Source organism: Caenibius sp. WL, from assembly GCF_019803445.1.
In the GTDB taxonomy this organism is placed as follows: Bacteria; Pseudomonadota; Alphaproteobacteria; order Sphingomonadales; family Sphingomonadaceae; genus Caenibius.
This window is the reverse complement of the sequence record NZ_CP081844.1, coordinates 449,231-473,436: the sequence shown is the minus strand read 5'-3', so window position 1 is coordinate 473,436 and position 24,206 is coordinate 449,231. Positions and strand designations below refer to the sequence as shown.

At 62.9% G+C, this 24,206-nt stretch carries 29 protein-coding genes; 13 read left to right on the top strand and 16 right to left on the bottom strand.

The features are described 5' to 3' along the window. Positions 1-9: 9 nt before the first annotated feature. The 10 genes from K5X80_RS02360 to K5X80_RS02315 form a co-directional block, all read right to left on the bottom strand. The gene (locus K5X80_RS02360; RefSeq protein WP_502778653.1) at positions 10-678 is read right to left on the bottom strand and encodes a cell wall hydrolase; all 669 of its coding nucleotides are present in this window, start codon (positions 676-678) and stop codon (positions 10-12) included. A 195-nt stretch (positions 679-873) separates the two neighbouring features. Continuing rightward, entirely contained in the window at positions 874-1,215 is a 342-nt protein-coding gene (locus K5X80_RS02355; RefSeq protein ID WP_222559256.1) for a DUF1491 family protein, read from the bottom strand. 3 nt (positions 1,216-1,218) lie between these two features. Next, entirely contained in the window at positions 1,219-1,680 is a 462-nt protein-coding gene (locus K5X80_RS02350; RefSeq protein WP_222559255.1) for a PaaI family thioesterase, read from the bottom strand. After that, the gene (locus K5X80_RS02345; RefSeq protein ID WP_222559254.1) at positions 1,670-2,131 is read right to left on the bottom strand and encodes a PTS sugar transporter subunit IIA; all 462 of its coding nucleotides are present in this window, start codon (positions 2,129-2,131) and stop codon (positions 1,670-1,672) included. Before K5X80_RS02345 ends, K5X80_RS02350 begins: the two co-directional genes overlap by 11 nt. Positions 2,132-2,258: 127 nt before the next feature. Continuing rightward, positions 2,259-2,822 carry a ribosome hibernation-promoting factor, HPF/YfiA family gene (gene hpf, locus K5X80_RS02340; protein ID WP_222559253.1) on the bottom strand — a complete coding sequence of 188 codons (564 nt, stop codon included), beginning with the start codon at positions 2,820-2,822 and terminating at the stop codon, positions 2,259-2,261. 39 nt (positions 2,823-2,861) lie between these two features. Then, the gene (dnaQ, locus tag K5X80_RS02335) at positions 2,862-3,548 is read right to left on the bottom strand and encodes a DNA polymerase III subunit epsilon (RefSeq protein WP_222559252.1); all 687 of its coding nucleotides are present in this window, start codon (positions 3,546-3,548) and stop codon (positions 2,862-2,864) included. A gap of 39 nt (positions 3,549-3,587) precedes the next feature. Beyond that, on the bottom strand, positions 3,588-4,187 hold the full coding sequence (gene coaE, locus K5X80_RS02330; RefSeq protein ID WP_222559251.1) for a dephospho-CoA kinase: 600 nt from the start codon (positions 4,185-4,187) through the stop codon (positions 3,588-3,590). Continuing rightward, positions 4,184-5,056: a shikimate dehydrogenase gene (gene aroE / locus K5X80_RS02325; RefSeq protein ID WP_222559250.1), complete on the bottom strand. Its 873-nt coding sequence runs from the start codon at positions 5,054-5,056 to the stop codon at positions 4,184-4,186. The genes coaE and aroE overlap by 4 nt, the downstream gene beginning before the upstream one ends. After that, positions 5,053-5,652: a Maf family protein gene (locus K5X80_RS02320; RefSeq protein ID WP_222559249.1), complete on the bottom strand. Its 600-nt coding sequence runs from the start codon at positions 5,650-5,652 to the stop codon at positions 5,053-5,055. The genes aroE and K5X80_RS02320 overlap by 4 nt, the downstream gene beginning before the upstream one ends. Continuing rightward, on the bottom strand, positions 5,649-6,494 hold the full coding sequence (locus K5X80_RS02315) for a pyruvate, water dikinase regulatory protein (protein WP_222559248.1): 846 nt from the start codon (positions 6,492-6,494) through the stop codon (positions 5,649-5,651). The genes K5X80_RS02320 and K5X80_RS02315 overlap by 4 nt, the downstream gene beginning before the upstream one ends. Before the next feature lie 321 nt (positions 6,495-6,815). On the opposite strand from K5X80_RS02315, the gene hemE reads away from it, so the two are divergent. The 5 genes from hemE to K5X80_RS02290 all read left to right on the top strand — a co-directional run bounded on the left by hemE (position 6,816) and on the right by K5X80_RS02290 (position 10,610). Next, a complete protein-coding gene (hemE, locus tag K5X80_RS02310) occupies positions 6,816-7,841 on the top strand; it encodes a uroporphyrinogen decarboxylase (protein ID WP_222559247.1) in 1,026 nt (341 codons plus the stop codon). Positions 7,842-7,872: 31 nt separating this feature from the next. Next, complete coding sequence (locus tag K5X80_RS02305; protein ID WP_502778652.1) at positions 7,873-8,316, top strand: CopD family protein; 444 nt, start codon at positions 7,873-7,875, stop codon at positions 8,314-8,316. A gap of 65 nt (positions 8,317-8,381) precedes the next feature. Continuing rightward, positions 8,382-8,774, top strand: a complete 393-nt coding sequence (locus K5X80_RS02300; RefSeq protein WP_222559246.1) for a hypothetical protein — start codon at positions 8,382-8,384, stop codon at positions 8,772-8,774. A 158-nt stretch (positions 8,775-8,932) separates the two neighbouring features. Next, positions 8,933-10,198, top strand: a complete 1,266-nt coding sequence (gene rho, locus K5X80_RS02295; protein ID WP_222559245.1) for a transcription termination factor Rho — start codon at positions 8,933-8,935, stop codon at positions 10,196-10,198. 22 nt (positions 10,199-10,220) lie between these two features. After that, a complete protein-coding gene (locus tag K5X80_RS02290) occupies positions 10,221-10,610 on the top strand; it encodes a BLUF domain-containing protein (protein WP_222559244.1) in 390 nt (129 codons plus the stop codon). Here the strand turns inward: K5X80_RS02290 and K5X80_RS02285 are convergent, their stop codons facing one another. Both K5X80_RS02285 and K5X80_RS02280 read right to left on the bottom strand, forming a co-directional pair. Further along, positions 10,611-12,197 carry an FMN-binding glutamate synthase family protein gene (locus tag K5X80_RS02285; RefSeq protein ID WP_222559243.1) on the bottom strand — a complete coding sequence of 529 codons (1,587 nt, stop codon included), beginning with the start codon at positions 12,195-12,197 and terminating at the stop codon, positions 10,611-10,613. Between the two features lie 12 nt (positions 12,198-12,209). Beyond that, a complete protein-coding gene (locus tag K5X80_RS02280; RefSeq protein ID WP_222559242.1) occupies positions 12,210-12,908 on the bottom strand; it encodes a dienelactone hydrolase family protein in 699 nt (232 codons plus the stop codon). A gap of 100 nt (positions 12,909-13,008) precedes the next feature. On the opposite strand from K5X80_RS02280, the gene K5X80_RS02275 reads away from it, so the two are divergent. The 6 genes from K5X80_RS02275 to K5X80_RS02250 all read left to right on the top strand — a co-directional run bounded on the left by K5X80_RS02275 (position 13,009) and on the right by K5X80_RS02250 (position 18,989). Further along, positions 13,009-13,272, top strand: coding sequence for a DUF6489 family protein (locus tag K5X80_RS02275; RefSeq protein WP_222559241.1), 264 nt, complete (start codon positions 13,009-13,011; stop codon positions 13,270-13,272). 54 nt (positions 13,273-13,326) lie between these two features. Then, on the top strand, positions 13,327-14,610 hold the full coding sequence (mnmE, locus tag K5X80_RS02270; RefSeq protein WP_261390598.1) for a tRNA uridine-5-carboxymethylaminomethyl(34) synthesis GTPase MnmE: 1,284 nt from the start codon (positions 13,327-13,329) through the stop codon (positions 14,608-14,610). Between the two features lie 98 nt (positions 14,611-14,708). Then, entirely contained in the window at positions 14,709-16,559 is a 1,851-nt protein-coding gene (gene mnmG / locus K5X80_RS02265) for a tRNA uridine-5-carboxymethylaminomethyl(34) synthesis enzyme MnmG (RefSeq protein WP_222559239.1), read from the top strand. Then, positions 16,556-17,212, top strand: coding sequence for a 16S rRNA (guanine(527)-N(7))-methyltransferase RsmG (gene rsmG / locus K5X80_RS02260; protein WP_222559238.1), 657 nt, complete (start codon positions 16,556-16,558; stop codon positions 17,210-17,212). Before mnmG ends, rsmG begins: the two co-directional genes overlap by 4 nt. Beyond that, positions 17,209-17,985 (top strand): ParA family protein, encoded by a 777-nt coding sequence (locus K5X80_RS02255; protein WP_283249212.1) that lies wholly within the window; start codon positions 17,209-17,211, stop codon positions 17,983-17,985. Before rsmG ends, K5X80_RS02255 begins: the two co-directional genes overlap by 4 nt. Continuing rightward, positions 17,982-18,989: a ParB/RepB/Spo0J family partition protein gene (locus K5X80_RS02250; protein WP_222559237.1), complete on the top strand. Its 1,008-nt coding sequence runs from the start codon at positions 17,982-17,984 to the stop codon at positions 18,987-18,989. The genes K5X80_RS02255 and K5X80_RS02250 overlap by 4 nt, the downstream gene beginning before the upstream one ends. Positions 18,990-19,002: 13 nt before the next feature. On the opposite strand, the gene K5X80_RS02245 is transcribed toward K5X80_RS02250, so the two are convergent. Then, positions 19,003-19,692, bottom strand: a complete 690-nt coding sequence (locus K5X80_RS02245; protein ID WP_261390597.1) for a glycine zipper 2TM domain-containing protein — start codon at positions 19,690-19,692, stop codon at positions 19,003-19,005. A gap of 199 nt (positions 19,693-19,891) precedes the next feature. Between K5X80_RS02245 and K5X80_RS02240 the strand changes: the two genes are divergently transcribed. After that, entirely contained in the window at positions 19,892-21,343 is a 1,452-nt protein-coding gene (locus tag K5X80_RS02240) for a PQQ-dependent sugar dehydrogenase (RefSeq protein ID WP_222559236.1), read from the top strand. 51 nt (positions 21,344-21,394) lie between these two features. Here the strand turns inward: K5X80_RS02240 and K5X80_RS02235 are convergent, their stop codons facing one another. Next, positions 21,395-22,219, bottom strand: coding sequence for an ATP-binding protein (locus K5X80_RS02235; RefSeq protein ID WP_222559235.1), 825 nt, complete (start codon positions 22,217-22,219; stop codon positions 21,395-21,397). Between the two features lie 146 nt (positions 22,220-22,365). Here K5X80_RS02235 and K5X80_RS02230 point away from each other — a divergent pair, with 146 nt between their 5' ends. Beyond that, positions 22,366-23,310 carry an L-threonylcarbamoyladenylate synthase gene (locus K5X80_RS02230; RefSeq protein WP_222559234.1) on the top strand — a complete coding sequence of 315 codons (945 nt, stop codon included), beginning with the start codon at positions 22,366-22,368 and terminating at the stop codon, positions 23,308-23,310. A 12-nt stretch (positions 23,311-23,322) separates the two neighbouring features. Here the strand turns inward: K5X80_RS02230 and K5X80_RS02225 are convergent, their stop codons facing one another. Both K5X80_RS02225 and K5X80_RS02220 read right to left on the bottom strand, forming a co-directional pair. Then, a complete protein-coding gene (locus K5X80_RS02225; RefSeq protein ID WP_222559233.1) occupies positions 23,323-23,661 on the bottom strand; it encodes a hypothetical protein in 339 nt (112 codons plus the stop codon). Between the two features lie 86 nt (positions 23,662-23,747). After that, positions 23,748-24,152 (bottom strand): OsmC family protein, encoded by a 405-nt coding sequence (locus K5X80_RS02220; RefSeq protein ID WP_222559232.1) that lies wholly within the window; start codon positions 24,150-24,152, stop codon positions 23,748-23,750. Positions 24,153-24,206: the final 54 nt, after the last annotated feature.

Genomic DNA, 24,206 nt, shown 5'->3' with positions numbered 1-24,206 from the left:
CGTTATCGCTCAGCGATAGAAAATGTGATTGTTGACCTGCGCCACGCGCTGCAGGCGCCAGCCCGGCGACACATAGCGTGCATGGAAGAACAGGGCTCCCTTGGCCGGGCTCTGCCAGCTGCCCTCGTGGGCGATCTTGGCAATGGCCTTAGCCGTGCGCCATGCGGCGGAGGCGGTGCGAATAGATGGAATCTGCCCGCCACGCACGAATGAGAACTGCGACGGCTGATGCACCACACCGCAGTAGGAGGTGGGGAAGCGACCCGACTTGGCGCGATTGACGATTACTCGCCCAACCGCGAGCTGGCCTTCCAGCGGCTCACCCTTGGATTCGAAATAGATCGCCGCCGCAAGGCAGCGCATGTTGTGGGACAGCGTCTCCCCGACATTCGTTTCCGCAACGAGTTCGTGCAGGGAATCGGCGGGGGTCTCATCCGCCTGCGCTGTTTCCGGTTCTTCCACGGGGAGCGGCTGAACCACTTCCTTGGCCGTGAACGTCACCCCTGCAGGGGCCGGAGCCGCTTCTGCCTGGGCCGGTTCGGCACCGGAAAGAATGGAAGGAAGAATGCCCGGATTGCGATCCTGGGCGGCAGCACCGGAGGTTCCGGTACTAAGAAGTGCGGTAAGCAGTAAAGCGGCAACGGCCAAGCTTCCGGCCAGCCGGGTCTGACGACTCATCCATCGAAACACTATGAGCGGTGAATGCACCTGGCGCAGGCGATCGGCCATTCCCCATGCTGTGCATGGCGTCAGAACCGAGAACGAAACCTGCCGGCCATCCCCCGTCTGCGTGCTAGCCTCGGAACCGTATTGTTCCCTTGGCCGCCTGCGCACCCGAGTAATGGGCCGCATCTATTGTGCGGTGCAACAAAGTCAATCCTTTTCCGGGCGCAAACCGATAAACCGTTCGGCGTTCGCGATATCCAGCTCAATTGCCCATATATCGCGATCCTGGTTCTTCCGGCGCTCAAGATAGTGTGAAAATTCCCCCGGATTTTGAGAGTCTTGTGTCTTTACTAACATCCAGCGCCGATCGCCGTCGGCTTGTGGCATGCGCTCGAATAGGCGTGCATTATTGCCATTTTCGCAACAAACGACAAGTATAGTGCCCGCATCACGTTCGCCTCTTGCCAGAAGCGTGGCGAAACCGCCGGCCGCTTCCACTGCCCGCAAAAGCCCACTTACTTCCAGATGGGCAGGCAGACGCGCATCCATTGCCTAGATTCGGTATCCGGGCAGGCTGGACAGCGGAATGTGCGACCGCATGAACGTGCCAGTGCCGCGCCCGATTTCCTCGCCTTCTTCGTCCACCAGATGCGCCTCGGCCACCAGCACGCGTCGGCGGCCGCTGACCCAACGCCCTTCCGCGATCACACGGCCGGTTTTCATCGGGCGGGTGAAGTGCAGATTGAACGACGTGGTGAGGAGGAACCGGTCGCTGATCAGCGTATTGGCGGCATAGAACGCCGCATCGTCGAGCATTTTGAAATAGATCGTGCCGTGCGCCGCGCCAGCGGCATGGAAATGCCGTTCATCCACGGTGAACGCGATGCGCGAACGCCCTTCGTCAACGATTTCGAGCTGGGAAGCGAACAGGCGGTTTATCGGCGCCGAGGCATAGAGCGCTTCCAGTGCACGCCAATGCCCCTGCGCGCCGCTTGCAGGCGATTCAGGCTGCATCCCGATCGATCACATTGGTGAGCAATGCAAACAGAGCTTCCTGGTCCTCCGCCTCGGCCAGCGCGGTGTAGAGCGTTTCATCGCGCACCAGGCGCGAAATGGCGGCCAGCGCCTGCAGATGGCTGGCGCCCGCCTGTTCCGGCGAAAGAAGCCCGAAAACGAGATCCACCGGCATGCCATCCGCCGCCGCGAAATCGACCGAATGGGCTAGGCGGAAAAACACCGCCACCGGCCGTTTCAAGCCGGGTATCCGGGCATGAGGGATGGCAACACCGCGCCCGAAGCCGGTGCTGCCGAGCTTTTCGCGTTCCTCGATCCGTTCGAGCACCTGCGCCGCATCAAGTTCGTAAACCTGGGCGAACCGCTCCGCCAGCGCTTCGAGAATGGCTTGCTTGTTGTCGGCGCGAATGGTCGCAACAGCATCGGGCAGAAGGGAATAAAGCGTAGTCATAATGGGATCGGTTTTGCCAAATGGGGCCGCACGAATGCGGCTTCAACTGCAATTTTGCGGAAATCCGCCCGGCCTTTTCACTCTCTGGCATCGGAAAGCCGGGCGGTGCGCTATTGCAAGACCCGGATCAGGACGGTTCGACCCAGCCGATCGATCCGTCGTTGCGGCGATAGACCATATTATGTCGCCCGGTGCCAGCATTTTTAAAGAAAAGCGCATTCGTGTTGCGCAAATCGAGCTGCATCACCGCGTCGGACACGGTCGCTTCAGGGATATCGACCCGCGTTTCGGCGATCACCGGCGGTGCATCGACCACGACTTCCTCTTCTTCGTCCGCGATGGCGAAGATCGTGTAGGCCGCTTCTTCTTCCCGCGCGGCATGCGCGAACTGTTCGCTTCGGTCTTTCAACCGGCGTTTGTAGCGTCGGAGTTGCTTGTCGATCTTCTCCGCAGCCTGATCCAGTGCGGTATGGGCATCATGGGCAGCCGCATGGCCTTTGAGAATGAGCCCTTGCATCACATGGGTGACGATATCGCAACTGAAGGCCCCGGCCGGGGCCTTGCCGAAAGTGACGGTGGAGGACAACGCGCGACCGAAATACTTCTCGACTATACCATTGAGGCGTTCGGAAGCGTGTTCCTGCAGAGCGGCACCGGTTTCCATCTGGTGGCCTGACACGCGAATATCCATATCGTATTCCACTCCTTCCTTATCGTCCGGCCTGGCCAATTAGCCTGACCAGAGCGGCGATTTGATCGACTCCAGGAATTGCGCGTGCCGTTCCAGTTCCGCCGCGCTGGCCACATGGGGCCGCGAAGGCCGGAACACACGTTCGCGGATCCTGGTCGGGGCGGCGGCAATCGTAATCGAATCTTCGACCACACTGGCCAGTTCGAGTCCGATCTGCCGGCCACCAGTCAGCTCTACATAGACCTGGGCGAGCAATTCCGCATCGAGCAAAGCTCCGTGCTTTGTTCGATGGCTCCTGTCGACGCCGTAGCGGGTGCACAAGGCATCGAGCGAATTCTTCGCGCCGGGATGACGCACACGGGCGATCGCCACGGTATCCACCATCCGTGTGGTCGATACCGCTTCCAATCCGCAAATATCGAGTTCAGCGTTGAGAAAACCGAAATCGAACCCCGCATTGTGCGCAACAAGAGGGGAATCACCGATAAATTCGAGCAGTTCCGCCGCCTTTTCATGGAAACGCGGCTTGTCCGCCAAAAACGTCTCGGAAAGGCCATGGACGGCCTCCGCTTCCGCAGGCATCGAACGGTCGGGATTGAAATAGGCGTGGAACGTGCGGCCAGTCTGCACCCGGTTGACCATTTCGACGCACCCGATTTCCACCAACCGATCCCCCTTTTTGGGATCGAGGCCGGTGGTTTCCGTGTCGAAGATGATCTCACGCATTGTTACGTCACTATCCACGCGCAGGGCATCACTGGCAAGTCAAATAGAGCGGGTGCGGACGCTTTCAATCACCTTGTGGACCGCATCCCGAGTGACCGGCAAGGGCGTGCCGGTATCGATCACGAAATCCGCCCTTGCGCGCTTTTCGCTGTCGGGAACCTGAAGCCCGAGCACATGGGCAAACTTTTCCGGTGTCATCCCCGGGCGGGCGAGCACGCGGGCACGCTGCACCTCGAACGGGGCGGAAACCACGACCACGGCATCGACCTTTTCCCAGCCGCCCTTTTCGAACAGTAGCGGCACGTCGAACACCACCAGCGGTTTCCCCGCGTGTTCCAGCATGAACAGATCGCGCACTTTGGCAACGGCAGGATGGACGATCGCTTCCAGCCGGGCGAGAGCCGCCGGATCGCCGAACACCAGATTGCCGAGCATAGGGCGGTCGACCCCTTGCGGGCCGGTGGTTCCGGGAAAAGCTGCCTCGATCACGGGCAGCAGCGGCCCGCCGGGGCCCTGCAGCTTGTGTACTTCGGCATCGGCATCGAAAACCGGCACGCCCGCTTCGGAAAACATCTGCGCCACGGTCGACTTGCCCATGCCGATCGAGCCTGTCAGGCCGAGAATCACCGGGCGGGTCATGCCGTCAGGATTCCGCGCAGGGCCGCATCGCCATCGCCGCGGGGCGGGGCGATACCGAAAAAGCGTTCGAACGCTTCGGCCGCCTGGCCGATCAGCATGGCAAGGCCGTCCACCGTTTGAAAGCCTGCCGCGCGCGCCGCTTTCAACAGCGGCGTTTCCAGCGGGTGGGTGACGATATCGTACACGATGCTACCCGGCGGCGCGTGGCTGAGATCGAACGCCAGCGGCACCTGCCCCGCCATACCCAGTGGGCTGGCATTGACCACCACATCGAAGCAGCCTTCGCGGTCATCGAACGGGAAATCGGTCGCCCCGGCAAAATGATCGAGCGGTGCGACATGATGTTCCCCGCCGGGATCGAGTTCATCCAGCAGAGCCTGCGCTTTTTCCGTATTCCGCCCGGCCAGCACGATCACGACATTCTCCCGCGCCAGTGCGGCGATGATGGCGCGGGCGGCACCGCCGGTGCCCAGCACCCGCGCCATGCGGAAAAGGTGCTGCTTGGCCAGTTCGGCCCGCAACGGTTCGAGAAACCCGCCCGCATCGGTGTTGTAGCCGACCAGTTGCCCCTGTTCCGCCACGATCGTGTTGACCGCGCCGATCCGCGCCGCCAGCGGATCGAGGCGATCGAGCAAAGGGATCACCGCCTGCTTGTGCGGCATGGTGACATTGCAACCGCGCCATGCCGGGTCCGCCCGGCGGCTGATGAGATAGTCCGCCAGACCTTCCGCCGTGACATGCGCTGCGCGGTAATCGGCATCCAGCCCCAATTGCCTGATCCAGTAGCCATGGATCGCGGGCGATTTCGACTGGACGATGGGATCGCCGATCACTTCGGCATAAGGGATGGCGGGCGAAACATCGGTCATGCCACCGCCACTCCCTGGTCCCGCAATGCGCCCAGCACGGCAAGCAAGGGCATCCCCAGCACGGTGAACTGATCGCCGGTAATCGCTTCGAACAGATGCGGCCCCATGGCTTCGATCCGGAACACCCCGACACAGCCGGAAACCGCGGGCCATTCGCGTTCCAGATACCAGGCGATGAAATCGTCCGACAGGGTGCGCACGGCAAGCCGGGCCACATCGGCATGGTGCCACACGATCCGCCCATCGCGCGCCAGCGCCGCCGCACTGTGCAGTTCCATCGTCCGCCCGGAAAAGAAGCGCAAGTGATCGGCCGCATCGGCGCGGCTGGCGGGTTTGTCGAACCGCCGCCCATCCACCACCACCAGCGAATCGCTGCCCAGCACCAGCGCTCCGGCCTGTGTTTCGGAGACGGCGAGCGCCTTGGCATCGGCCAGCGCCAGCGCGGTATCGTGGGGGAGGGCCCCTGTCAGGCTGGCTTCCAGCGCGCGCTCGTCAAGATCGGCGGGCACCGCCTGATAGACGATACCGGCCGCATCGAGCATCGCCCGGCGGGAAGCGCTTTTCGACGCAAGCACCAGCGGAGAGGAAGTCTTCATATCGGTTTGGGTCCCGGTTCGTGCGCATCGTGGCTGCTGTCGCGTTCGGCCAGCAGGCGCATGATCGCCGCGGCGGTTTCCTCGATCGAGCGGCGTGACACGTCTATCACCGGCCAATCGTTGTCGGCGAACATCCGCCGGGCGAATTTCAGTTCGCGTTGCACCGCATCCATATCGACATAATCGGTTTCGGTTCCCTGATTAAGCGACAACAGGCGATTGCGGCGGATCTGTACCAGCCGGTCGGGCGCGGTGATCAGGCCGACGATCAGCGGCTTGCGCAAAGTGAACAGGTTTCTGGGCGGCGGGCTTTCGATCACCAGCGGAATATTGGCGACCTTGTAGCCGCGATTGGCGAGATAGATCGATGTCGGCGTCTTGGATGTGCGCGACACCCCGGCCAGCACGATATCGGCGTCTTCCCAATCCTCCCAGCCGATCCCGTCATCATGGGCGATGGTGTAGTGGATCGCCCCGACCCGTTCGAAATAGGCCTCGTCCATCAGGTGCTGGCGGCCTGGGCGGCCTTTCGCTTCCTGCCCGAGCTGGTTTTGCAGGGCGAGGATCACCGCATCCAGTGCCGAAACGCAGGGCAGCGCCAATGTGGAACAGCGCGTTTCCAGCTGGGTGCGGATATCGGGATTGACCAGAGTGAAAATCACCAGCCCGGGATGGGCGGCGATTTCCGCCAGGATCCGTTCAAGGTGCTGCTGCGAACGGACCATCGGCCAGAAATGGCGCACAACATCCGCATCGTCGAACTGCGAAAGGGCCGCCTTGGCAATCATCTCCAGCGTTTCGCCGGTGGAATCCGACAGGAGATGGAGGTGCAGGCGCTGCATGGATCGGGATACTTCGGCACGCTGTGGACAACTCCCGGCATAAATCACGGGAGAAGCCCGGGGACAAGGCCGGGAGGGGATTCCATGCCCGTTTCCTTGTTCCCCATCTGCGAGTTACGGACATGGGGAAAGACTTATCGACAGGCTGGGGACAACGGGGACAGCTTTCGATTGACGGCTGCGGAACAAGAGTCGCGCATGCCGCACCCCCTGTTCAGAACGGGAGAAATCAGGCAAGGCAGCGCAATCCCCACTATCCACAGCCCAACAGACACATCATTCCTTATATAAATTCCTTATTATTTTGATTGGACCTGCCCAATGCCCGGCGCATTGCTCGAAACCTTGCATGGAAAATCCGTTTTCCCCCGGCCGATCTGGTTGATGCGTCAGGCCGGGCGTTACTTGCCCGAATACCGCGCCCTGCGTGCCGAAAAGGGGGGGTTCCTGGGGCTGGTCTACGATTCCGAGGCCGCAGCCGAAATCACCGCGCAACCGATCGACCGGTTCGGTTTCGATGGCGCGATCCTGTTTTCGGATATCCTGATCGTACCCTACGCGATGGGACAGACTCTCGAATTCCTCGCAGGCGAAGGCCCGCGACTGTCCCCCACACTGGTCGATCATGCGCTGGCAAGCCTCCAGGCGGCTCCTGAACGGCTCGATCCGATCTATGCCACCGTCACCAAGGTGCGCGCCCGTTTGGGGCCGGAGACGACGCTGCTGGGCTTTGCAGGGAGCCCGTGGACCGTCGCCACGTACATGGTTGCAGGCGAAGGCAGCCGCGATCAGCATGTGACCCGCGCAATGGCCTATCGCGATCCCGAAGCGTTCCAGGCGATTATCGATGCGATTGTGGATGTCACGGTCGATTATCTCTCGGGTCAGATCGTGGCCGGGGCGGAAGCGGTGCAATTGTTCGACAGTTGGGCGGGCAGTCTGGCCCCCGCTGAATACGAACGCTGGGTCATCGCCCCCAATGCCGCGATCGTAGCCCGGCTGCGCGAGCGCCATCCCGATGTGCCGATTATCGGTTTTCCGAAGGGATCGGGCGAAAAACTGCCGGCTTATGCGCGCGAAACCGGTGTTAACGCCGTGGGCATCGATGAAACGATCGATCCGCAATGGGCTGCCAGAGCCTTGCCGCAAGGTTTGCCGGTGCAGGGCAATTTCGATCCGCTGCTGATCGAGGCCGGCGGGGCGATGCTCGAACAGCGGGCGATTGCCCTGCTCGAAGCGTTCGCCGACAGGCCGCATGTCTTCAATCTCGGCCATGGTATCGGGCAACACACGCCGATTGCGCATGTGGAGCGGCTGGTTGCCGCCGTTCGTGGCTGGAGGGGGTGACGGCGGCGATGCTCTATCCTACATTTTCGCCATGCAGGACGCGCTTTTCATGACCTATTTCTGGCTCAAGGCTGGACACATCATTTTTGTGATCTTCTGGATGGCGGGGCTGTTCATGCTGCCGCGCTATTTCGTCTATCATCAGGAATGCGCGCCGGATTCCCCTGAAAACGCCCAATGGATCGAGCGGGAGCGCAAGCTGCTGAAAATCATCCTCTGGCCATCGCTGATCGTGGTCTGGATCCTCGGGCTGGCGCTCGCAATTCATCTCGGGGCGTTCAGCCAGGGCTGGTTCCACGCCAAGCTGGCGCTGGTTCTGATACTCAGCGCCTATCACCTGTGGCTTGCCGGGTATGGTGCGGCGCTGGCGCGGGGGGAACGCAAGCTTTCCGGGCGTCGCTTGCGGATGCTGAACGAAGTGCCGGGAATTCTGGCCGCGTTGATCGTTGTGCTGGTGGTGGTCAAACCGTTCTGACAACGGATTTTCGTCCTGGCCTTAACCGGCATACGAGCGGTAGCCCGCTCCGGGAGTAGCAAGATATGTTCGGATTCATTGCCGCCATGGCCGCCGCGGCGCAGGCGCCTGCCGCGCAGCCTGCTTATCTCCCGGACATGCGCTGCATGGTGGCGATGGCCATCGTGCTGGGCGCGCAGGACGACGCATCCGACAGTGCGGACGGCCCTGAGGAGGACAAAGACGGGCTGATCGGGCTGGTCATGTACTATGTCGGCAAGATCGAAGCGAAAGCGTCCGATCTCGACTATCTCTCCGAAGTCAACGCGATCCTTCAATCGGCGGATTACATGGCCAAGCAGTTTCCGGCCGATGCCGAAAGATGCGCCGCGGAAGCCGCTGACAAGGGCCACAAGCTGGAAGAAATCGGCCAGGCGCTGAGCGGGGCAGGGCGGGCTGCGGCCGGTCACCAGCACTAAGACGGGTTTCATCGCAGGATCGATTGACGGCGCGCTCTGCGACGCCTATTTCAGCGCCACCTTTCCGGCAGGTTGCATCGTTTCTTGAGCAACGCGGTCCGCTTTCCCCAAGCCCGACAGACCGGCCGGCCACTCACTCAATTTCGGAATCCCGAAACATGCATCTGAAAGAACTCAAAAAGAAAGCACCGGCCGAGCTGGTGGAAATGGCGGAGGAACTGGGCGTCGAAGGCGCGTCCACCATGCGCCGCCAGGATCTGATGTTCTGCATTCTGCGCGAACTGGCGGAGGATGAGGAATACGAACAGGAAATCATGGGTGTCGGCACGATCGAAGTGCTGTCCGACGGTTTCGGTTTCCTGCGCAGCCCCGAAGCGAACTATCTCGCCGGGCCTGACGATATCTACGTTTCGCCCAACCAGGTTCGCAAATGGGGCCTGCGCACCGGCGACACGGTGGAAGGCGAAATCCGCGCGCCCAAGGATGGGGAGCGCTATTTTGCCCTCACGAAGCTTACCAGCGTCAATTTCGACAATCCGGACATGGTGCGCCACCGGACCAATTTCGATAACCTGACGCCGCTCTATCCGGACGAGAAGCTGGTTCTCGATACGGTCGATCCCACGGTGAAGGACAAGTCCGCCCGGGTGATCGATATCATCGCCCCGCAGGGCAAGGGGCAGCGCGCCTTGATCGTCGCCCCGCCGCGCACGGGTAAGACCGTCCTGCTGCAGAACATCGCCAAGGCGATCACCGACAATCACCCCGAGGTGTTCCTGCTGGTGCTGCTGGTCGATGAACGCCCGGAAGAAGTCACCGACATGCAACGCAGCGTGAAGGGCGAAGTGATCTCCTCCACGTTCGACGAGCCGGCGAGCCGCCACGTGCAGGTGGCTGAAATGGTTATCGAAAAGGCCAAGCGTCTGGTCGAACACAAGAAGGACGTGGTGATTCTGCTCGATTCGATCACCCGCCTCGGCCGGGCCTACAACACCGTGGTGCCCAGTTCGGGCAAGGTCCTGACCGGCGGTGTCGATGCCAATGCCCTGCAACGCCCGAAGCGTTTCTTCGGCGCGGCGCGCAATATCGAAGAGGGCGGTTCGCTGTCCATCATCGCCACGGCGCTGATCGATACCGGCAGCCGCATGGATGAAGTGATCTTCGAAGAATTCAAAGGCACCGGTAACTCGGAAATCGTGCTCGACCGCAAGGTTGCGGACAAGCGCATCTTCCCGGCCCTGGATGTCGGCAAATCCGGCACCCGCAAGGAAGAACTGCTGGTGGGCAAGGATCAGCTCAGCAAGATGTGGGTGCTGCGCCGCATCCTCATGCAGATGGGCACGATCGATGCGATGGAATTCCTGCTCGACAAGATGAAGGATTCCAAGACCAACGAAGATTTCTTCGCCACGATGAATCAGTGACCGAACCGAAGGAACCGCTGCCGTGCGTCAGTTCGTTTACATCAGCACGGCAGCGGACCTCGGGGATGGCGATATAGCCGCCATTCTCGCGGCTTCGCAGCGCAACAATGCCCTGCGGGACATCACCGGGTTCCTGCTTTATAACGGGCGCAACTTCCTGCAGTTGATCGAAGGACCGGCGGCCTCGCTGTTGGCGCTTATGCGCGATCTGCATGCCGATCGGCGGCATAGCGGCATCGTTCGTCTGGAAGACATTCCGATTGCGGAACGCGATTGCGCCGATTGGATCATGCGGCGCATTTATCTGGCTGACGAAGTGGCGGTTCGGCAGGACAAGCTGGATAGCGAACTGCCGATGCAGCTGTCTGCGCAGACACGGCGCACAGTGCTCAATTTCGCGATATTGAACTGATCACGCCACCCGGCGGAACGTCTCCGCGCTGGCGACCGCCCATTGGCGGGCGAGGGGGGTGCTTTCCGGATCGGCGATCAAGGCGCCCTCTTCGACAAAGGCATAGACGCGGTCTACCGGATCGGCCCGCGCCGAATTGACCCGTTCCCGCATGTCCATCGGCGCGATCTGCCAGGGGTTTTCCAAGCCCATGGCGACGACAATTTCGCGGAGCGCATTCAGCGTGTGACGCTGGAAATTGGCCACGCGTTCCGCCTTGTCTTCCACTACCAGCCCACGCTGGCGCCAGGGGACCTGGGTCGCGACACCAGTAGGGCAGCGGTCCGTGTGGCATTGCATCGACTGGACGCAGCCCAGCGCGAACATGAAAGCGCGGGCCGCGTTGCACCAGTCGGCCCCATAGCCGAGCAGTTCGGCCATGCCCGCACCCGAATAGACTTTGCCCGATGCGCCGATGCGGATGTCCTGCTTCAGCGATGCGCCGACCAAGGCGTTGCGGATCCAGATCAGCCCTTCGCGCAAAGGCATGCCGACGCTGTTGGTCAGTTCCAGCGGTGCCGCGCCCGTGCCCCCTTCAGCCCCGTCCACGACGATGAAATCGGGCTTGATCCCCGTCTTGAGCATGGCCTTGGTCACAGCCAGAATTTCGTGCGGCTGGCCCACGCAAAGTTTCATGCCGACTGGCTTACCCTGCGATAGTTCCCGCAATCTGGCAACGAATTCAAGCAGTTCTATCGGGGTGGAAAACTCCGGATGGGCGGCGGGGGAAATGACATCGCGCCCCACCGGAACACCGCGCGTGGCGGCGATTTCCGGGGTGACCTTGGCGCCCGGCAACATCCCGCCATGGCCTGGCTTGGCCCCCTGGCTGAGCTTGATTTCGATCATTTTCACCTGGTCGCTTTGCGCCTGTTCGGCGAAGCGGACGGGATCGAAGCGGCCATTGTCGTCGCGGCATCCGAAATAGGCGCTGCCCAGTTCCCAGATCAGATCGCCGCCATAAGTGCGATGATAGGGGCTGATCGATCCTTCGCCCGTGTCATGCGCGAAATTGCCGATCCTGGCCCCTTTGTTCAGCGCTTCGATCGCCCGCCCGGAGAGGGAGCCGAAGCTCATGGCGGAAATGTTCAGTAGGGCGGAAGAGTAGGGGTGCTTGCAACCCGGCCCACCGATGCGCAGCCGCCAGCTTTCGGGAATATGGGCTGTCGGCGCGATCGAATGGCCCAGCCAGCGGTATTCGTCGGAATAGACGTCCAACTCGGTCCCCATGGGATGGGTGTCGAGTTCGTTCTTGGCCCGTGCATAGATCAGCGCGCGTTCGTCATGGCTGTATGGGCGGCCTTCGAGATCCCCTTCGACGAAGTAGGCCCGGACATAGGGCCGCAAATCCTCCGACAGCCAGCGGACGCGGGCGATCAGCGGATAATTGCGGCGCAAGGTGTGGCGCGGCTGGAAGAAATCCCACAGCGCCACGATAAGCAGTGGAACCGTGATCCACAGGCCCCAGTGCAGAAAGCCGAAGATGGCGCAAACAAGCACCGCCCCCGCCAGAAGCAGCGGGACGACATAACGCAGGGCCAGTGTCATGGCGGAATTCTCCTACCCGAGATGATCCTTGAAAAAGGCTTCGGTGCGGCTGTCGGCCAGTTGCGCGCCCGCTTCATCGCGGCGATTGCCCATTTCCGCGGCGAAGCCATGATCGAGGCCGGGATAATCGTACAGAGTGACGCGGGGATGATCATCGAGGCCTTGATGCATCGCCTGCTGAGCTTCCGGAGAAACGAAACCGTCATCGCCCGCGATGTGAAGCATCAGGGGATTGGCGATAGCATGCGATTCATTGAGCATCTGATCGATCATCACACCGTAGTAGCCGACACTGGCATCGATATCGGTGCGCGCCGCAGCGAGATAGGCCATTCGTCCGCCGAGGCAGTAGCCGACAAGACCGACTTTCTCAGTCCCTTCGTTGGCCCGCAGATACTTGATCAGCGCTTCGATGTCCTGGACTCCGAGATCGGCATCGAACTGGGCGAAATAACCGAACGCTTCCTGCAGTTCCGCCTCCACGTCCGGATCGAGTTCGACGCCGGGGGCAAAGCGCCAGAAGATATCGGGCGCAGCAGCGAGGTAGCCTTTGGCGGCCCAATCGTCGCACTTCTTGCGGATACCAGGATTCACGCCGAAGATTTCAGGTACGACGATGATGGCCGCGCGCGGCGTGCCGGAAGGCTTCGCGATATAGACGGGAATGGCGCCGTCGCCGTCGAGCGCCGGGATCGTGATTGTCTGGGCCATGGGGGCTCTCCTTGTAATTTTGGGCAGACTAGTCGGGCATGATGGACTTTGCCAAGGCCGTGTGACAGGTTCCTGCCATATCGTGGAAAGGGGTGGTGGCATGAAAGTGAATATCGAGATCGATTGTACGCCGGAGGAGGCCCGGGCATTCCTTGGTCTGCCCGATGTCAGCCAGGTCAATGCCATCTATGTCGAGAATCTCTCCAAGGCATTGCAAGGGGTTACCAGCCTCGAACAGCTCAAGGAACTGTCACAGCAATGGGCGCCGATGGGGCAATTCGGGCTCAAGCTGTTCCAGAACATTCTTGAAGGCGGCGCCGCCTTCGCGCAGGGCGCAACCGGCAACAAGAAAAAGAGCAGCTAATCCGCCATTGTCCTCCTGCGTCATCGCATCGGGCACTGGCGCAGGATGGATGACATGACCGATACCATTTTCGCCCTGTCCAGCGGGCAGCCGCCGGCGGGCATTGCGGTGATCCGTATCAGCGGCCCCCAGGCGGGACCGGTGCTGCAGGCGCTCGCTGGGCGCTTGCCTGCGCCGCGCAAGGCACGCTTTGCCCGGTTGCGGGATGGGGCAGGGGAAACGCTGGATGATGCGTTGGTTCTGTGGCTGCCTGGTCCGACGACGGCGACCGGCGACGATATCGCCGAACTCCATCTTCACGGGGGCAGGGCCGTGGTTCGGGCCGTGGAAGCGATGCTCGGAACCTTCGCCGGTCTGCGCAAGGCCGAAGCGGGCGAATTCACCCGCCGGGCCTTTGCCAATGGCCGAATCGATTTGGCCGAAGCGGAAGGGTTGGCCGATCTGCTCGCAGCAGAGACCGATCTGCAACGGCGGGCGGCGTTGGCCATGGTGGGCGGGGCCTTGTCGCGGCAGGTCGATGCATGGCGTGATCGCCTGCTCACGCTCGCCGCGCGTGTCGAAGCGATTCTCGATTTTGCCGATGAAGATGACGTGGCGGCGCTGCCCCCGGATTTTGCCATGCAGGTGAATCAGCTTTCCGGTGAAATAGGCGAATGGCTGGCCCGCCCGCATGCGGAGGCATTGAAGGAAGGCTATCGCGTGGTCCTCGCCGGGCCGCCGAATGCGGGCAAAAGCACTTTGTTCAATGCGCTGGTCGAGAGCGAGGCGGCGATCACTTCACCGGTGGCGGGGACCACGCGCGATGTGATCCTCCGGCCTGTGGCCATCGGCGGCATCGCGTTCACTTTTGTCGATACCGCCGGCCTGCGCGAAGACGGGGATAGCAACGATGCAATCGAACTGATCGGAATCGATCGCGCGAGGGACGAATTGGAGCGGGCGGATCTCGTCCTGTGGCTGGGGCCTGAGAGCGAGGGGCCGCAAGATGCATGGGAGATCGATGCACGGGCGGACGATGTTTCACGTGAAACAAAGCGCACTCCGCATCACCGCGTTTCTGCCGTCACCGGAGAGGGCATGGCGGAACTGAAACAGGCGCTGATCGCAGTTGCCCAAACGGCGATGCCACGTGCCGGGGACGCCGCGCTGAACGCACGCCAACACAGTTTGCTGGCAGACGTGCAGGCGGCATTGGACGCTGTTGCGCATGTCCCCGATCCTCTGCTCCAGGCGGAAAACTTGCGGCTCGCGCGGATGGCATTCGATCGGCTGGTGGGGCGGGCTACCACCGAGGATATGCTGGATGCGCTGTTCGGGCAGTTCTGCATCGGAAAATAGCTGTAAACGATGTTTCACGTGAAACATTGGCCACACCGGCTTTCCTGTTCGCCGATGTTCCTTTGACCCGTTGAACGGGTTCCTTTATCGGAGCCCTTATGCGGAGTTTCGATATCCTGGTTGTGGGCGGCGGTCATGCCGGCTGCGAGGCTGCGGCGGTTGCTGCGCGCATGGGTGCGCGTGTCGGACTGGTCAGTTTCGATCTCTCCGCTATCGGCGCAATGAGTTGCAATCCTGCCATCGGTGGTTTGGGCAAAGGCCATCTGGTACGCGAAGTGGATGCCTTCGACGGATTGATCGGCCGCGCGGCCGACGCGGCGGCCATCCACTATCGTATGCTCAACCGCTCGAAAGGGAGCGCGGTCTGGGGCCCCCGCGTTCAGGCCGACCGAACGCTGTTCAAGGCCGCTATTCAGGCCATGCTGACTAAGCAGGACAATCTGACCTGCATCGCCGGGGAAGCAGCCGACCTTGTGCTGGAGGGCGGGCGCGTGAGCGGCCTCCGCCTGAGCGACGGCGCGACGCTTGCGGCATCGGCGGTGATCTTGTGCACCGGGACATTTCTTGGCGGCACTTTGTTCCGGGGGGAGGAGCGGCTTACCGGCGGGCGAATCGGGGAAGCATCGGCACAGCGGCTGGCGGCCCAGATGCGCGATGCGAATCTTCCCATGGCTCGGTTAAAAACGGGAACGCCGCCACGGCTTGATGGGCGGACGATCGATTGGGCGCGGTTGGACGAACAGGAATCGGACCCTGATCCCTGGACGATGTCGGCTATGGGGCAGGGCCGGACCAATCCGCAAATTTTCTGCGCGATCACGCGGACCAATGTGCGGACACATGAAACCATTCGCGCAAACCTGCATCGCTCCCCTTTGTTTACGGGCGCTATCGATGCGCGAGGGCCGCGTTATTGCCCGTCGATCGAGGACAAGATTCACCGGTTTGCCGATCGGGATAGCCATCAGATTTTTCTGGAACCCGAAGGTCTGGGTACGCATCTGGTCTATCCCAACGGAATCAGCACTTCGTTGCCCACGGATGTGCAGATCGCGATGGTGCGAACGATGGAGGGGTTGGAGCAAGTCGAAATGAGCGTGCCCGGCTATGCGGTTGAATACGATCATATCGATCCGCGAGCCCTTCACCCGACTCTCGAACTGCGTGCTATCCCAGGGCTCTATTGCGCCGGGCAGATCAATGGGACGACGGGATACGAGGAAGCCGCGGCACAAGGATTGGTGGCTGGCATGCAGGCGGCTGCGGCTGTGCTCGGCAAGGAGCCGGCACCGCTGGACCGGGCGAATTCCTATATCGCGGTGATGATCGACGATCTCACCTTGCAGGGGGTGAGTGAGCCGTACCGGATGCTTACCGCCCGCGCAGAGTATCGCCTGCGGTTGCGTGCGAACAACGCCACCAGTCGCCTGACGCCTTTGGCGCTGCAAGCAGGTTGCGTGGGGGAGGAGCGCCAGGCCTGGTTCGCGCGGCGGGAGGCGGAGCGGGGCGAATGGGATGCGGCCCTGGAACGAGAGGTCACTGCCGCCGAAATGTCCAATGCAGGACTGCCGGTTCGCAATGATAGCGGCAGGCGCCCGCTGCGGGAATGGCTGCGCTTTGGCGGTGTCGAACTGACGGGACTGGCGCCATGGTTGCCGGAGCCTCTCGATTGGGGCAGCGACCTTGCCGCTGAGGTGGCGGAGGATGCCGCCTACGCACCCTATCTCGCGCGGCAGGATGCAGAGCTGCGCGATTTGCGGGCGAGCGAGGGCGTGGCGTTGGGTGAGGCCTTTCCGTTTGCGGAAGTGCCCGGCCTGTCCAACGAGATGGTCGAGCGGCTGGCGCGGGCGCGGCCCGCGACTCTCGCGGCGGCGGGGCGCGTGCCCGGGATCACCCCGGCGGCGCTTGCGGCTCTGCTTGTGCACGCACGGCGGGCGGCGGCGGCATGATCGCCAGTGAGTCGGCAGCGCGGGCCTTCACCGCATCGTTGTGCGACGGTGTGGCGATGGAGCGGCTTGAGAAGCTCGCTGCGCTGCTCGTCGAAGAAAATGCACGCCAGAATTTGATTGCGCGTGCTTCGGTCGATTCGATGTGGCAACGTCATATCGCCGACAGTGCGCAGCTTCTGGGCTATGTTTCACGTGAAACAATTGCGCCTTGGCTCGATCTGGGCACGGGGGCGGGTTTTCCCGGTCTGGTCATTGCCGCGATGCGGCCTGCGTGGAAAGTCCATCTGGTCGAATCGCGCAAGCGGCGGATAGAGTGGTTGGAAGCCGCGCGCGATGCGTTGGGATTGGTGAATTGCATGGTGGAGGGGGAGCGATTGGAACAGGTTCCCACTTTTGCGGCCGGGGTGATTTCGGCGCGCGCTTTCGCCCCAATGCCACGGTTGCTGGAATTGGCCGAGCGGTTTTCCACAAAGGAGACCATCTGGCTGTTGCCCAAAGGGCGTTCGGCCACGCAAGACTTGCAAAGTCTTGGGAAGAATCAGCGTAGCCTGTTTCACGTGGAACATTCCGTAACGGATTCTGAAGCGGGTATTATCATTGGCGGGCCGGTGCAGCAGCAGGTTCGACCGGAAGCGAGGCAAGCAGCATCATGATTCAAATCGCGATTGCCAACCAGAAGGGCGGAGTGGGCAAGACCACCACGGCCATCAATGTCGCCACTGCAATGGCGGCTTCCGGCTGGAAGACGCTGCTGGTCGATCTGGACCCGCAGGGCAACGCATCCACCGGGCTGGGTATTCAGGCTTCCGACCGCCACAGTTCGAGCTACGATCTTCTGGTCGATGAAGCGCCGCTCGCCGATTGCATCATGCCGACGGCTATTCCCGGGCTCGATATCGTCCCCGCGACGGTCGATCTCAGCGGTGCGGAAGTGGAATTGGTGTCGGTCGATCAGCGGACGGATCGCCTGCGCAACGCTCTGGCGGGGCATACCGGGCATGAGGTCTGCTTCGTCGATTGCCCGCCTTCGTTGGGCTTGCTGACGCTGAATGCCCTGGCCGCGGCGGATACGTTGCTGGTGCCCTTGCAGTGCGAATTCTTCGCTCTCGAAGGGTTGAGTCAGTTGCTGCAAACGGTCGAACGCGTGCAGCAGCGGTTCAATCCCGATCTCGGGATCATCGGTGTGGTTCTGACCATGTTCGACCGCCGCAACCGGCTGACCGATCAGGTCGCGGACGATGTGCGCGATTGCCTTGGCGGTCTGGTGTTCGAGGCGGTGATCCCGCGCAACGTGCGCCTGTCCGAAGCGCCCAGCCACGGCATGCCGGCGCTGGTTTACGATCACGCTTGCGCGGGCAGCCGCGCCTATATGGCATTGGCGCGCGAACTGATTGGACGCCTGCCTGAAAAGAGGAAAGCGGCATGAGCAGCGATAAGGCCCAGTCCAGCCGTGCCCCGGCACCGGCGTCTGCCAAGGCTGCCAAGCGGCTTGGGCGCGGCCTGGGTGCCCTGTTGGGTGAAATGCAACGCGAAGAGCCCGTTGGCCGCCGCAATGAAAACGCGGCCGCTCCGGCAACTGCGGGGCAGGGCGATGCGGCGGCTGCGGCACCGGTATCCGATCGTGGGCTGGCGATGCTGGCTGTCGCGGCGATTGAGCCGCATCCCGATCAGCCGCGCCGCCATTTCGATGAGGATGCGTTGAACGAACTGGCGGCCTCGATCGCCACGCGGGGCGTGATTCAGCCGGTGATCGTCCGCCCGATGGGGGAAGGCCGATATCAGCTTGTGGCCGGGGAGCGCCGCTGGCGTGCGGCGCAGCGGGCGCAATTGCATGAAATTCCGGCTCTTCTGCGCGACCTGGAAGAGCGCGATGTCCTTGCTCTGGCGCTGATCGAAAACATCCAGCGCGAAGATCTCAATCCCATCGAAGAAGCGCGCGCCTATCAGCGCCTCGCGGATATCGAGCATCTTTCGCAGGCCGAAATCGCCGAACTGGTCGACAAATCGCGCAGCCACGTGGCCAATCTTCAACGACTGCTGACTTTGCCTGACGGGGTGATCGCGCACGTGGAAACGGGGCGCCTCTCCATGGGTCATGCGCGCGCGCTGGTCGGGCGGGACGATGCCGAAACGCTGGCGCAGGAAGCGATCGCCAACCATCTGTCCGTGCGCGAAATGGAAAAGCGTACGCGCAAAGGGGCGGGGCGCGGTGCCGGTGAAGGCGGCGTGCGGCGCCATGCCCGCGAACCGCGTGACGCGGCGGGCGATGCCGATATCATGGCGGTCCAGAATCATCTGGAGGATTTCCTCGGTTTGCCCGTGCGCATCACCCCCGATGCGGACCCGCGCTCGGGCGCGGTGACGATCCGCTATCGCTCGCTCGATCAGCTCGATCTTGTGTGCCAGCGGCTGACGGGCGGCGGCATCTGATTTCGGGGGCCGATCAGCGGGCGGGTTTGCCGTCCGCTGCGGCCTGATCGTGATCGGTGATGTTCGCCCGGCGCGGCGGCACCGGGACCCATTTCGGTACTAATATTACCGGCCCATAATAGCCACCGGGGCCCTGTGCGGCGGGGGCTTCGCCGTAGGGCATCAGGAGCGGCGGGGCAGGCTGCGCAGCCGGGCCATAGCCATAGGCGGGATAGCCGCCGGGCACGGGATAGTAATAGGGATAGGCATTGCCCTGCATGGGCGGTTGCGGCGTGGTGTAGGCCGCTTCGTGGCGGGTGAGATAATCCTCGCACATATCGCGCGTACGGCTGCGATCCTCGCCCTTGTCGATAGCCACTCCGGCAGCAGCGCCGATGGCTGCTCCCGCAAGCGTGCCGACCGTGCGATTGCCTTTCCCGGCGAAGCGGTTTCCGGCCACGCCCCCGGCCAGACCGCCGATCACGCCGCCGCCCACACCGTTGTCGCTATAGCGGCGGCGGCATTCGGCCAGCCAGCGCTGGCGTTCTTCCGCATAGCGCGCCTGATCGTAATACCCGGGTGCGGCGGCACTGTCCGCCGAAGCGGGCTCGGTGACGGGCAGATAGGGCAGCACCGGCTGGGCCTGGGCGAGACCGGCCGACATGCCGCAAGCGAGGATCAGGGTGCCGGCTGTGCACAGCGCAGAGAGATGGCGGTTCGGCATGATGGTCCTCGCTCACAACGGAAATTGTCCAGGTTAATGCATTGTTTACCATCGGCCCTATGGCGAAACCAGCAAGCCGCCCGCCGGGAATGGCCCATGTCCCGAAGTGGGGCGTTCTACGGCCGGTGCAACAAATAGGGCTGAACGGAACGCGCAAGCGGCGATTGCCGAAGCAGCCGTGCGGTTCTATCGTCTGGCCATGAGTCCTAAGCGCAAGATCCTTATCGCCCTCGTTGTCCTGATCGTGGCCCTGTTGGCCTTTGCCGCGTGGGTCTGGCGCGGCGATGTCGCCACCTTGTCGGTGGATGAGGTCAGCGGTGTGAAGCCGGTGCTGAAGGAGGATGCGGACACGCAGACCATTCCCACCGTGCGGGTGGCCAAACCTATCGGCTGGGCCGAAGGGCAGGCGCCGAAAGCGGCGGAGGGGCTGCGCGTCATACGGTTCGCCGAAAAGCTCGATCATCCGCGCACGATGCTGACTTTGCCCAATGGCGATGTGCTGGTCGCGGAAACGGCCGCGCCACCCAGCGCAAACCAGGGCGGCTTCGTCGGCTGGGTGGCCGGAATCCTGATGGGACGCGCCGGGGCAACGGTCGAATCGGCCGACACCATCATGCTGCTGCGCGATGGCGATGGCGATGGCGTTGCCGAAGCGCGCTTCCCCTTGCGGAAGGACCTGTCATCCCCGTCCGGCATGGCCTGGCATGATGGGCGGCTCTATGTCGCCAATCATGATGCGCTGCTGGCGTTCGATTACAAACTGGGCGAGACCACGCTGGCCGGCACGCCGACAAAGCTGATGGACCTGCCCGGTGGCGGCAATCACTGGATGCGCAACATCGTCGTCAGCCCGGATGGCAAGGCGATTTATATTGCGGTCGGATCGTCCTCGAACGTGGGCGAAAACGGGCTGGAGGCCGAAGAAGGCCGCGCGATGATCTGGGAATACGATCTGGCTGCCAAGCGCCAGCGGATGTTCGCCAGCGGCTTGCGCAACCCCAATGGCCTCGCCTGGAGCCCATGGACGGGCGAGCTGTGGACCACGGTCAACGAACGCGACATGATCGGTTCGGATCTCGTGCCGGATTATCTGACCAATGTGCCGATCGGGGCGCAATACGGCTGGCCCTGGGTCTATTGGCGCAACAAGGTGGATCGCCGGGCGCCGGAGCCTTCACCCGAATTCCTCACCGAGTATGCGCGCAAGCCGGAATATGCGCTGGGGCCGCACGTGGCGGCGCTGGGGCTGGTGTTCTCGCAGGAAGGCGACCGCATGGGCGAAAAGTTCGCCAACGGTGCGTTCATCGCCCGCCACGGTTCTTGGAACCGCAATCCGCCCTCAGGCTATGACGTGGTGTTCGTATCCTTCGACGCGCGTGGCAATCCTCAGGGCAAGCCGGTTCCGGTGTTGACCGGCTTCCTGACGGACGGTGGCAAGACTCACGGCCGCCCGACCTGGGTCGCCTGGGACAAGACCGGCGCGCTGCTGGTGAGCGATGACACGGCGGGGGTAATCTGGCGCGTGTGGAACCCGGACGCGAAGCCGGCGGCGAAGATCGCGCCGCACAAGGTCAAATCGCTGCCGCCCCAGCGCGAGTTGATCGGCAATCCCGCCGCTGCGTTCAAGCAGGACTATATCCGCGAGCAATAAGGCGATGGCGGGAGAGGGGCTCTCCTGCCATGCGCTGTCACGGCCGCCGTTCTAGAGTGTATGGCCCGCGCGGCCCGCGATTTCGGTGACGAATTGCCACGCGGTGCGGCCGGAGCGGGCACCCCGCCGCTTCGCCCATTCGAGCGCTTCGCTTTCCTCCCAAGGCAGGCCCATCTGTTCCAGATAGCCGCGAATGATCGCCAGATAATTGTCCTGATCGCAGGCGTGGAATCCGATCGAAAGGCCGAAGCGGTCGGCAAGGGCAAGCTTGTCGTCCACAGCGTCGCGCGGATTGATCGGGTCGTCCTGCTCGCTCATATTGCGCGGGACGATGGCCCGGCGGTTGGCGGTCACGGCGAGCCGCACATTGGCGGGCCGCGCTTCCACACCGCCTTCCAGCCAGCTGCGCAGATGGCGCGGGCCGATGGAATCGCTGTCGGCAAAGCCGAGATCGTCGATATAGGTGAGGAAATTGCGGTTCTGGCGGCCGAGTTCGGCGAACAGGTCCGACAGCCCCTCCATCGCATCGGTGGCGATCTGCACCAGCGCGATGCTGCCGGGGCGCATCTGCTGTGCGGCCAGGATGCTGCCGCGGATCAGCGCCGATTTGCCCATGCCGCGCGATCCCCACAGCAGCATGTCGTGCGCGGCGTGCCCGGCGGAAAGCCGGTCGACATTGGCGACGACCAGCGCCTTCTGCTTGTCGATCCCCTGCAGCAACGACAGGGCGGGGGCCTCCAGCACGTTTACCCCCCGCGCGGAACGCCCGTTCCAGACGTAAGCCGGATAAGCCATCCAGTCGGTCGCCACAGGCGGCGGGGAAAGCCGTTCGAGCGCGTCGGCAATACGGGCCAGCGGATCGCCCTGATCAGTCATTGTCAGCCTTTCTAGGGAAGATTTCGGAGTATCGGGGGACTGGGCCCGCCAGCCCCCTTGTGTCAACCGTGAAGGGCGATCAGCCTCGCCCGGCGATAGTCCAGCTTTTTCTTGGATAATTGTGCGCAGGGGCCTAGCTGCGAGCCATGGACTCGTTCGCCTCTTCTTTGATCCGCTCTGCCGACGCAGCCGGAGTGGCCGAAGCCGCGCGGCGGTTGCGGGCAGGGCAGCTGGTGGCGGTGCCGACCGAAACGGTTTACGGCCTCGCCGCGCGCGCCGACCGGGCGGAGGCGGTGGCGGCGATCTATCGCGCCAAGGGCCGGCCGGATTTCAATCCGCTGATCGTCCATGTGGCGGGTATCGAGCAAGCCGAGGCTGTGGCCCTGCTGGATGAGCGGGCGCATCTGCTTGCGCGCCATTTCTGGCCCGGGCCGCTGACCATGGTGCTGCCTTTGCGTGAAGGGGCGGGGATTGCCCCGGCGGTCACGGCCGGGCTACCCACGATTGCCGTCCGCATGCCCGCGCATCCGGTGATGCGCGCCGTGCTGGCGCAGGCGGGGCTGCCGCTGGCCGCACCATCCGCCAATCGCAGCGGTGGGGTCAGCCCCACCGAAGCCGGCCATGTCGCCCGTTCGCTGGGCGATGCGGCAGGAATGGTGCTCGATGGCGGGGCCTGTGCAAAAGGTCTGGAATCGACAATCGTCGCCCTGCGCGCCGATGGGAGCTGGCAACTGCTCCGCCCCGGCCCGATCACCGAAGGAGAGATTGCGGCGCTCCTCGGGCCGTCTGCGGCCATTACAGAGGCAAAAGTGGAAGCGCCGGGGCAACTGGCGGGCCACTATGCCCCCGGCAAGCCGGTGCGGTTGAATGCCGACAGGGCCATGCCCGAGGAATTTCTCATCGGATTCGGAGATATTTCCGGCGATTGCACGCTTTCGGAAACCGGGGACCTGGCCGAAGCGGCCGCGCGGCTTTACGCCTGCCTTCATGCCGGGGCCGCGGCGCCCCAGCCGCGTATTGCGATTGCCCCGATCGGTGAACAGGGCATCGGCGCGGCGATCAATGATCGTTTGCGCCGCGCGGCGGCCTGAAGTGCGCCCGAATCAGTAGTGCGGTGCCGGGGCCACAGTCGGCCGGATCGCTTCCATCTCCCCACGCGCGGCATCGGCTTTGCGGCAGGCGTCGTCGTTCCCGGCCTCGCAGCGCCGCGCTTCCTTGCGATAGCTGCGTTCAAGCTGGCCATAGCGTTCATCCTGCTTGCGCAAGGCCCGGCCGCGTTTCTCGTCCGCTTCCGACTGGCTGGTCGTCGCCATGTCGACCGCCCCGCCAACGATTTTCACCGGCGCGGTGACGATATCCGCCGCGGCACGCGCGACGCAGCCTTGCAACGCGACAGCAGTGAAAAGTGCCGCAACAGTGGAAAGGATCGCACGTGTACTCATGCCAGCGATGATGGCGCAAGCTCAAGGTCCTGTCCACGCCGGACGGGCCGCCACGAGGGGAAATTGCGCCAGCTAGCGGGCAGTCGCTAGCCCCATGCAAAATCAATCGGCATCTCGATCTCTGCGGACATGCTCTTGTGCACGGGGCAAGTCAGCGCGCTGCGTTCAAGCAGATCCTTCTGATGTTCGGAAAGGACGTGCGGGATCGAAATCCGGGTGGCCAACCGGCCAATCCGTCTGGGCTCGGATAGCATCGCTTTTTCGACCGTCGCGGTTGCGCCGCTAATGTCGCTTCCCATAGCCTGCGCTTTCATGCCCATCACGGTAAGGATGCAGGTGCCCAGTGCGGTAGCCACTAGATCGGTCGGAGAAAAGCTTTCGGCATTCCCCTGATTGTCTGCCGGAGCATCGGTGAGCAAAGTTGTACCGGACGGACCATGGACGGCCCTGCAGTGCAGGTCGCCCTGATATTCCATTGTGATGCTGACCATTATCCTTCCTCCCCTTCAAGGGTTGATGGAGAAAGATACCTGTGATGTCGAGAA

What these genes read in the sequence shown, in the direction of transcription:
- K5X80_RS02320 (WP_222559249.1), bottom strand. Translation starts at nt 5,652, where the DNA reads ATGAAGACTTCCTCTCCGCTGGTGCTTGCGTCGAAAAGCGCTTCCCGC.
- K5X80_RS02255 (WP_283249212.1), top strand. Translation starts at nt 17,209, where the DNA reads ATGATTCAAATCGCGATTGCCAACCAGAAGGGCGGAGTGGGCAAGACC.
- aroE (WP_222559250.1), bottom strand. Translation starts at nt 5,056, where the DNA reads ATGACCGATGTTTCGCCCGCCATCCCTTATGCCGAAGTGATCGGCGAT.
- K5X80_RS02250 (WP_222559237.1), top strand. Translation starts at nt 17,982, where the DNA reads ATGAGCAGCGATAAGGCCCAGTCCAGCCGTGCCCCGGCACCGGCGTCT.
- K5X80_RS02280 (WP_222559242.1), bottom strand. Translation starts at nt 12,908, where the DNA reads ATGGCCCAGACAATCACGATCCCGGCGCTCGACGGCGACGGCGCCATT.
- K5X80_RS02275 (WP_222559241.1), top strand. Translation starts at nt 13,009, where the DNA reads ATGAAAGTGAATATCGAGATCGATTGTACGCCGGAGGAGGCCCGGGCA.
- rsmG (WP_222559238.1), top strand. Translation starts at nt 16,556, where the DNA reads ATGATCGCCAGTGAGTCGGCAGCGCGGGCCTTCACCGCATCGTTGTGC.
- K5X80_RS02245 (WP_261390597.1), bottom strand. Translation starts at nt 19,692, where the DNA reads ATGCCGAACCGCCATCTCTCTGCGCTGTGCACAGCCGGCACCCTGATC.
- K5X80_RS02305 (WP_502778652.1), top strand. Translation starts at nt 7,873, where the DNA reads ATGCAGGACGCGCTTTTCATGACCTATTTCTGGCTCAAGGCTGGACAC.
- K5X80_RS02350 (WP_222559255.1), bottom strand. Translation starts at nt 1,680, where the DNA reads ATGCAGCCTGAATCGCCTGCAAGCGGCGCGCAGGGGCATTGGCGTGCA.
- rho (WP_222559245.1), top strand. Translation starts at nt 8,933, where the DNA reads ATGCATCTGAAAGAACTCAAAAAGAAAGCACCGGCCGAGCTGGTGGAA.
- K5X80_RS02225 (WP_222559233.1), bottom strand. Translation starts at nt 23,661, where the DNA reads ATGAGTACACGTGCGATCCTTTCCACTGTTGCGGCACTTTTCACTGCT.
- K5X80_RS02360 (WP_502778653.1), bottom strand. Translation starts at nt 678, where the DNA reads ATGAGTCGTCAGACCCGGCTGGCCGGAAGCTTGGCCGTTGCCGCTTTA.
- mnmE (WP_261390598.1), top strand. Translation starts at nt 13,327, where the DNA reads ATGACCGATACCATTTTCGCCCTGTCCAGCGGGCAGCCGCCGGCGGGC.
- K5X80_RS02300 (WP_222559246.1), top strand. Translation starts at nt 8,382, where the DNA reads ATGTTCGGATTCATTGCCGCCATGGCCGCCGCGGCGCAGGCGCCTGCC.
- dnaQ (WP_222559252.1), bottom strand. Translation starts at nt 3,548, where the DNA reads ATGCGTGAGATCATCTTCGACACGGAAACCACCGGCCTCGATCCCAAA.
- K5X80_RS02315 (WP_222559248.1), bottom strand. Translation starts at nt 6,494, where the DNA reads ATGCAGCGCCTGCACCTCCATCTCCTGTCGGATTCCACCGGCGAAACG.
- mnmG (WP_222559239.1), top strand. Translation starts at nt 14,709, where the DNA reads ATGCGGAGTTTCGATATCCTGGTTGTGGGCGGCGGTCATGCCGGCTGC.
- K5X80_RS02230 (WP_222559234.1), top strand. Translation starts at nt 22,366, where the DNA reads ATGGACTCGTTCGCCTCTTCTTTGATCCGCTCTGCCGACGCAGCCGGA.
- K5X80_RS02345 (WP_222559254.1), bottom strand. Translation starts at nt 2,131, where the DNA reads ATGACTACGCTTTATTCCCTTCTGCCCGATGCTGTTGCGACCATTCGC.
- K5X80_RS02285 (WP_222559243.1), bottom strand. Translation starts at nt 12,197, where the DNA reads ATGACACTGGCCCTGCGTTATGTCGTCCCGCTGCTTCTGGCGGGGGCG.
- hpf (WP_222559253.1), bottom strand. Translation starts at nt 2,822, where the DNA reads ATGGATATTCGCGTGTCAGGCCACCAGATGGAAACCGGTGCCGCTCTG.
- hemE (WP_222559247.1), top strand. Translation starts at nt 6,816, where the DNA reads ATGCCCGGCGCATTGCTCGAAACCTTGCATGGAAAATCCGTTTTCCCC.
- coaE (WP_222559251.1), bottom strand. Translation starts at nt 4,187, where the DNA reads ATGACCCGCCCGGTGATTCTCGGCCTGACAGGCTCGATCGGCATGGGC.
- K5X80_RS02355 (WP_222559256.1), bottom strand. Translation starts at nt 1,215, where the DNA reads ATGGATGCGCGTCTGCCTGCCCATCTGGAAGTAAGTGGGCTTTTGCGG.
- K5X80_RS02235 (WP_222559235.1), bottom strand. Translation starts at nt 22,219, where the DNA reads ATGACTGATCAGGGCGATCCGCTGGCCCGTATTGCCGACGCGCTCGAA.
- K5X80_RS02220 (WP_222559232.1), bottom strand. Translation starts at nt 24,152, where the DNA reads ATGGTCAGCATCACAATGGAATATCAGGGCGACCTGCACTGCAGGGCC.
- K5X80_RS02240 (WP_222559236.1), top strand. Translation starts at nt 19,892, where the DNA reads ATGAGTCCTAAGCGCAAGATCCTTATCGCCCTCGTTGTCCTGATCGTG.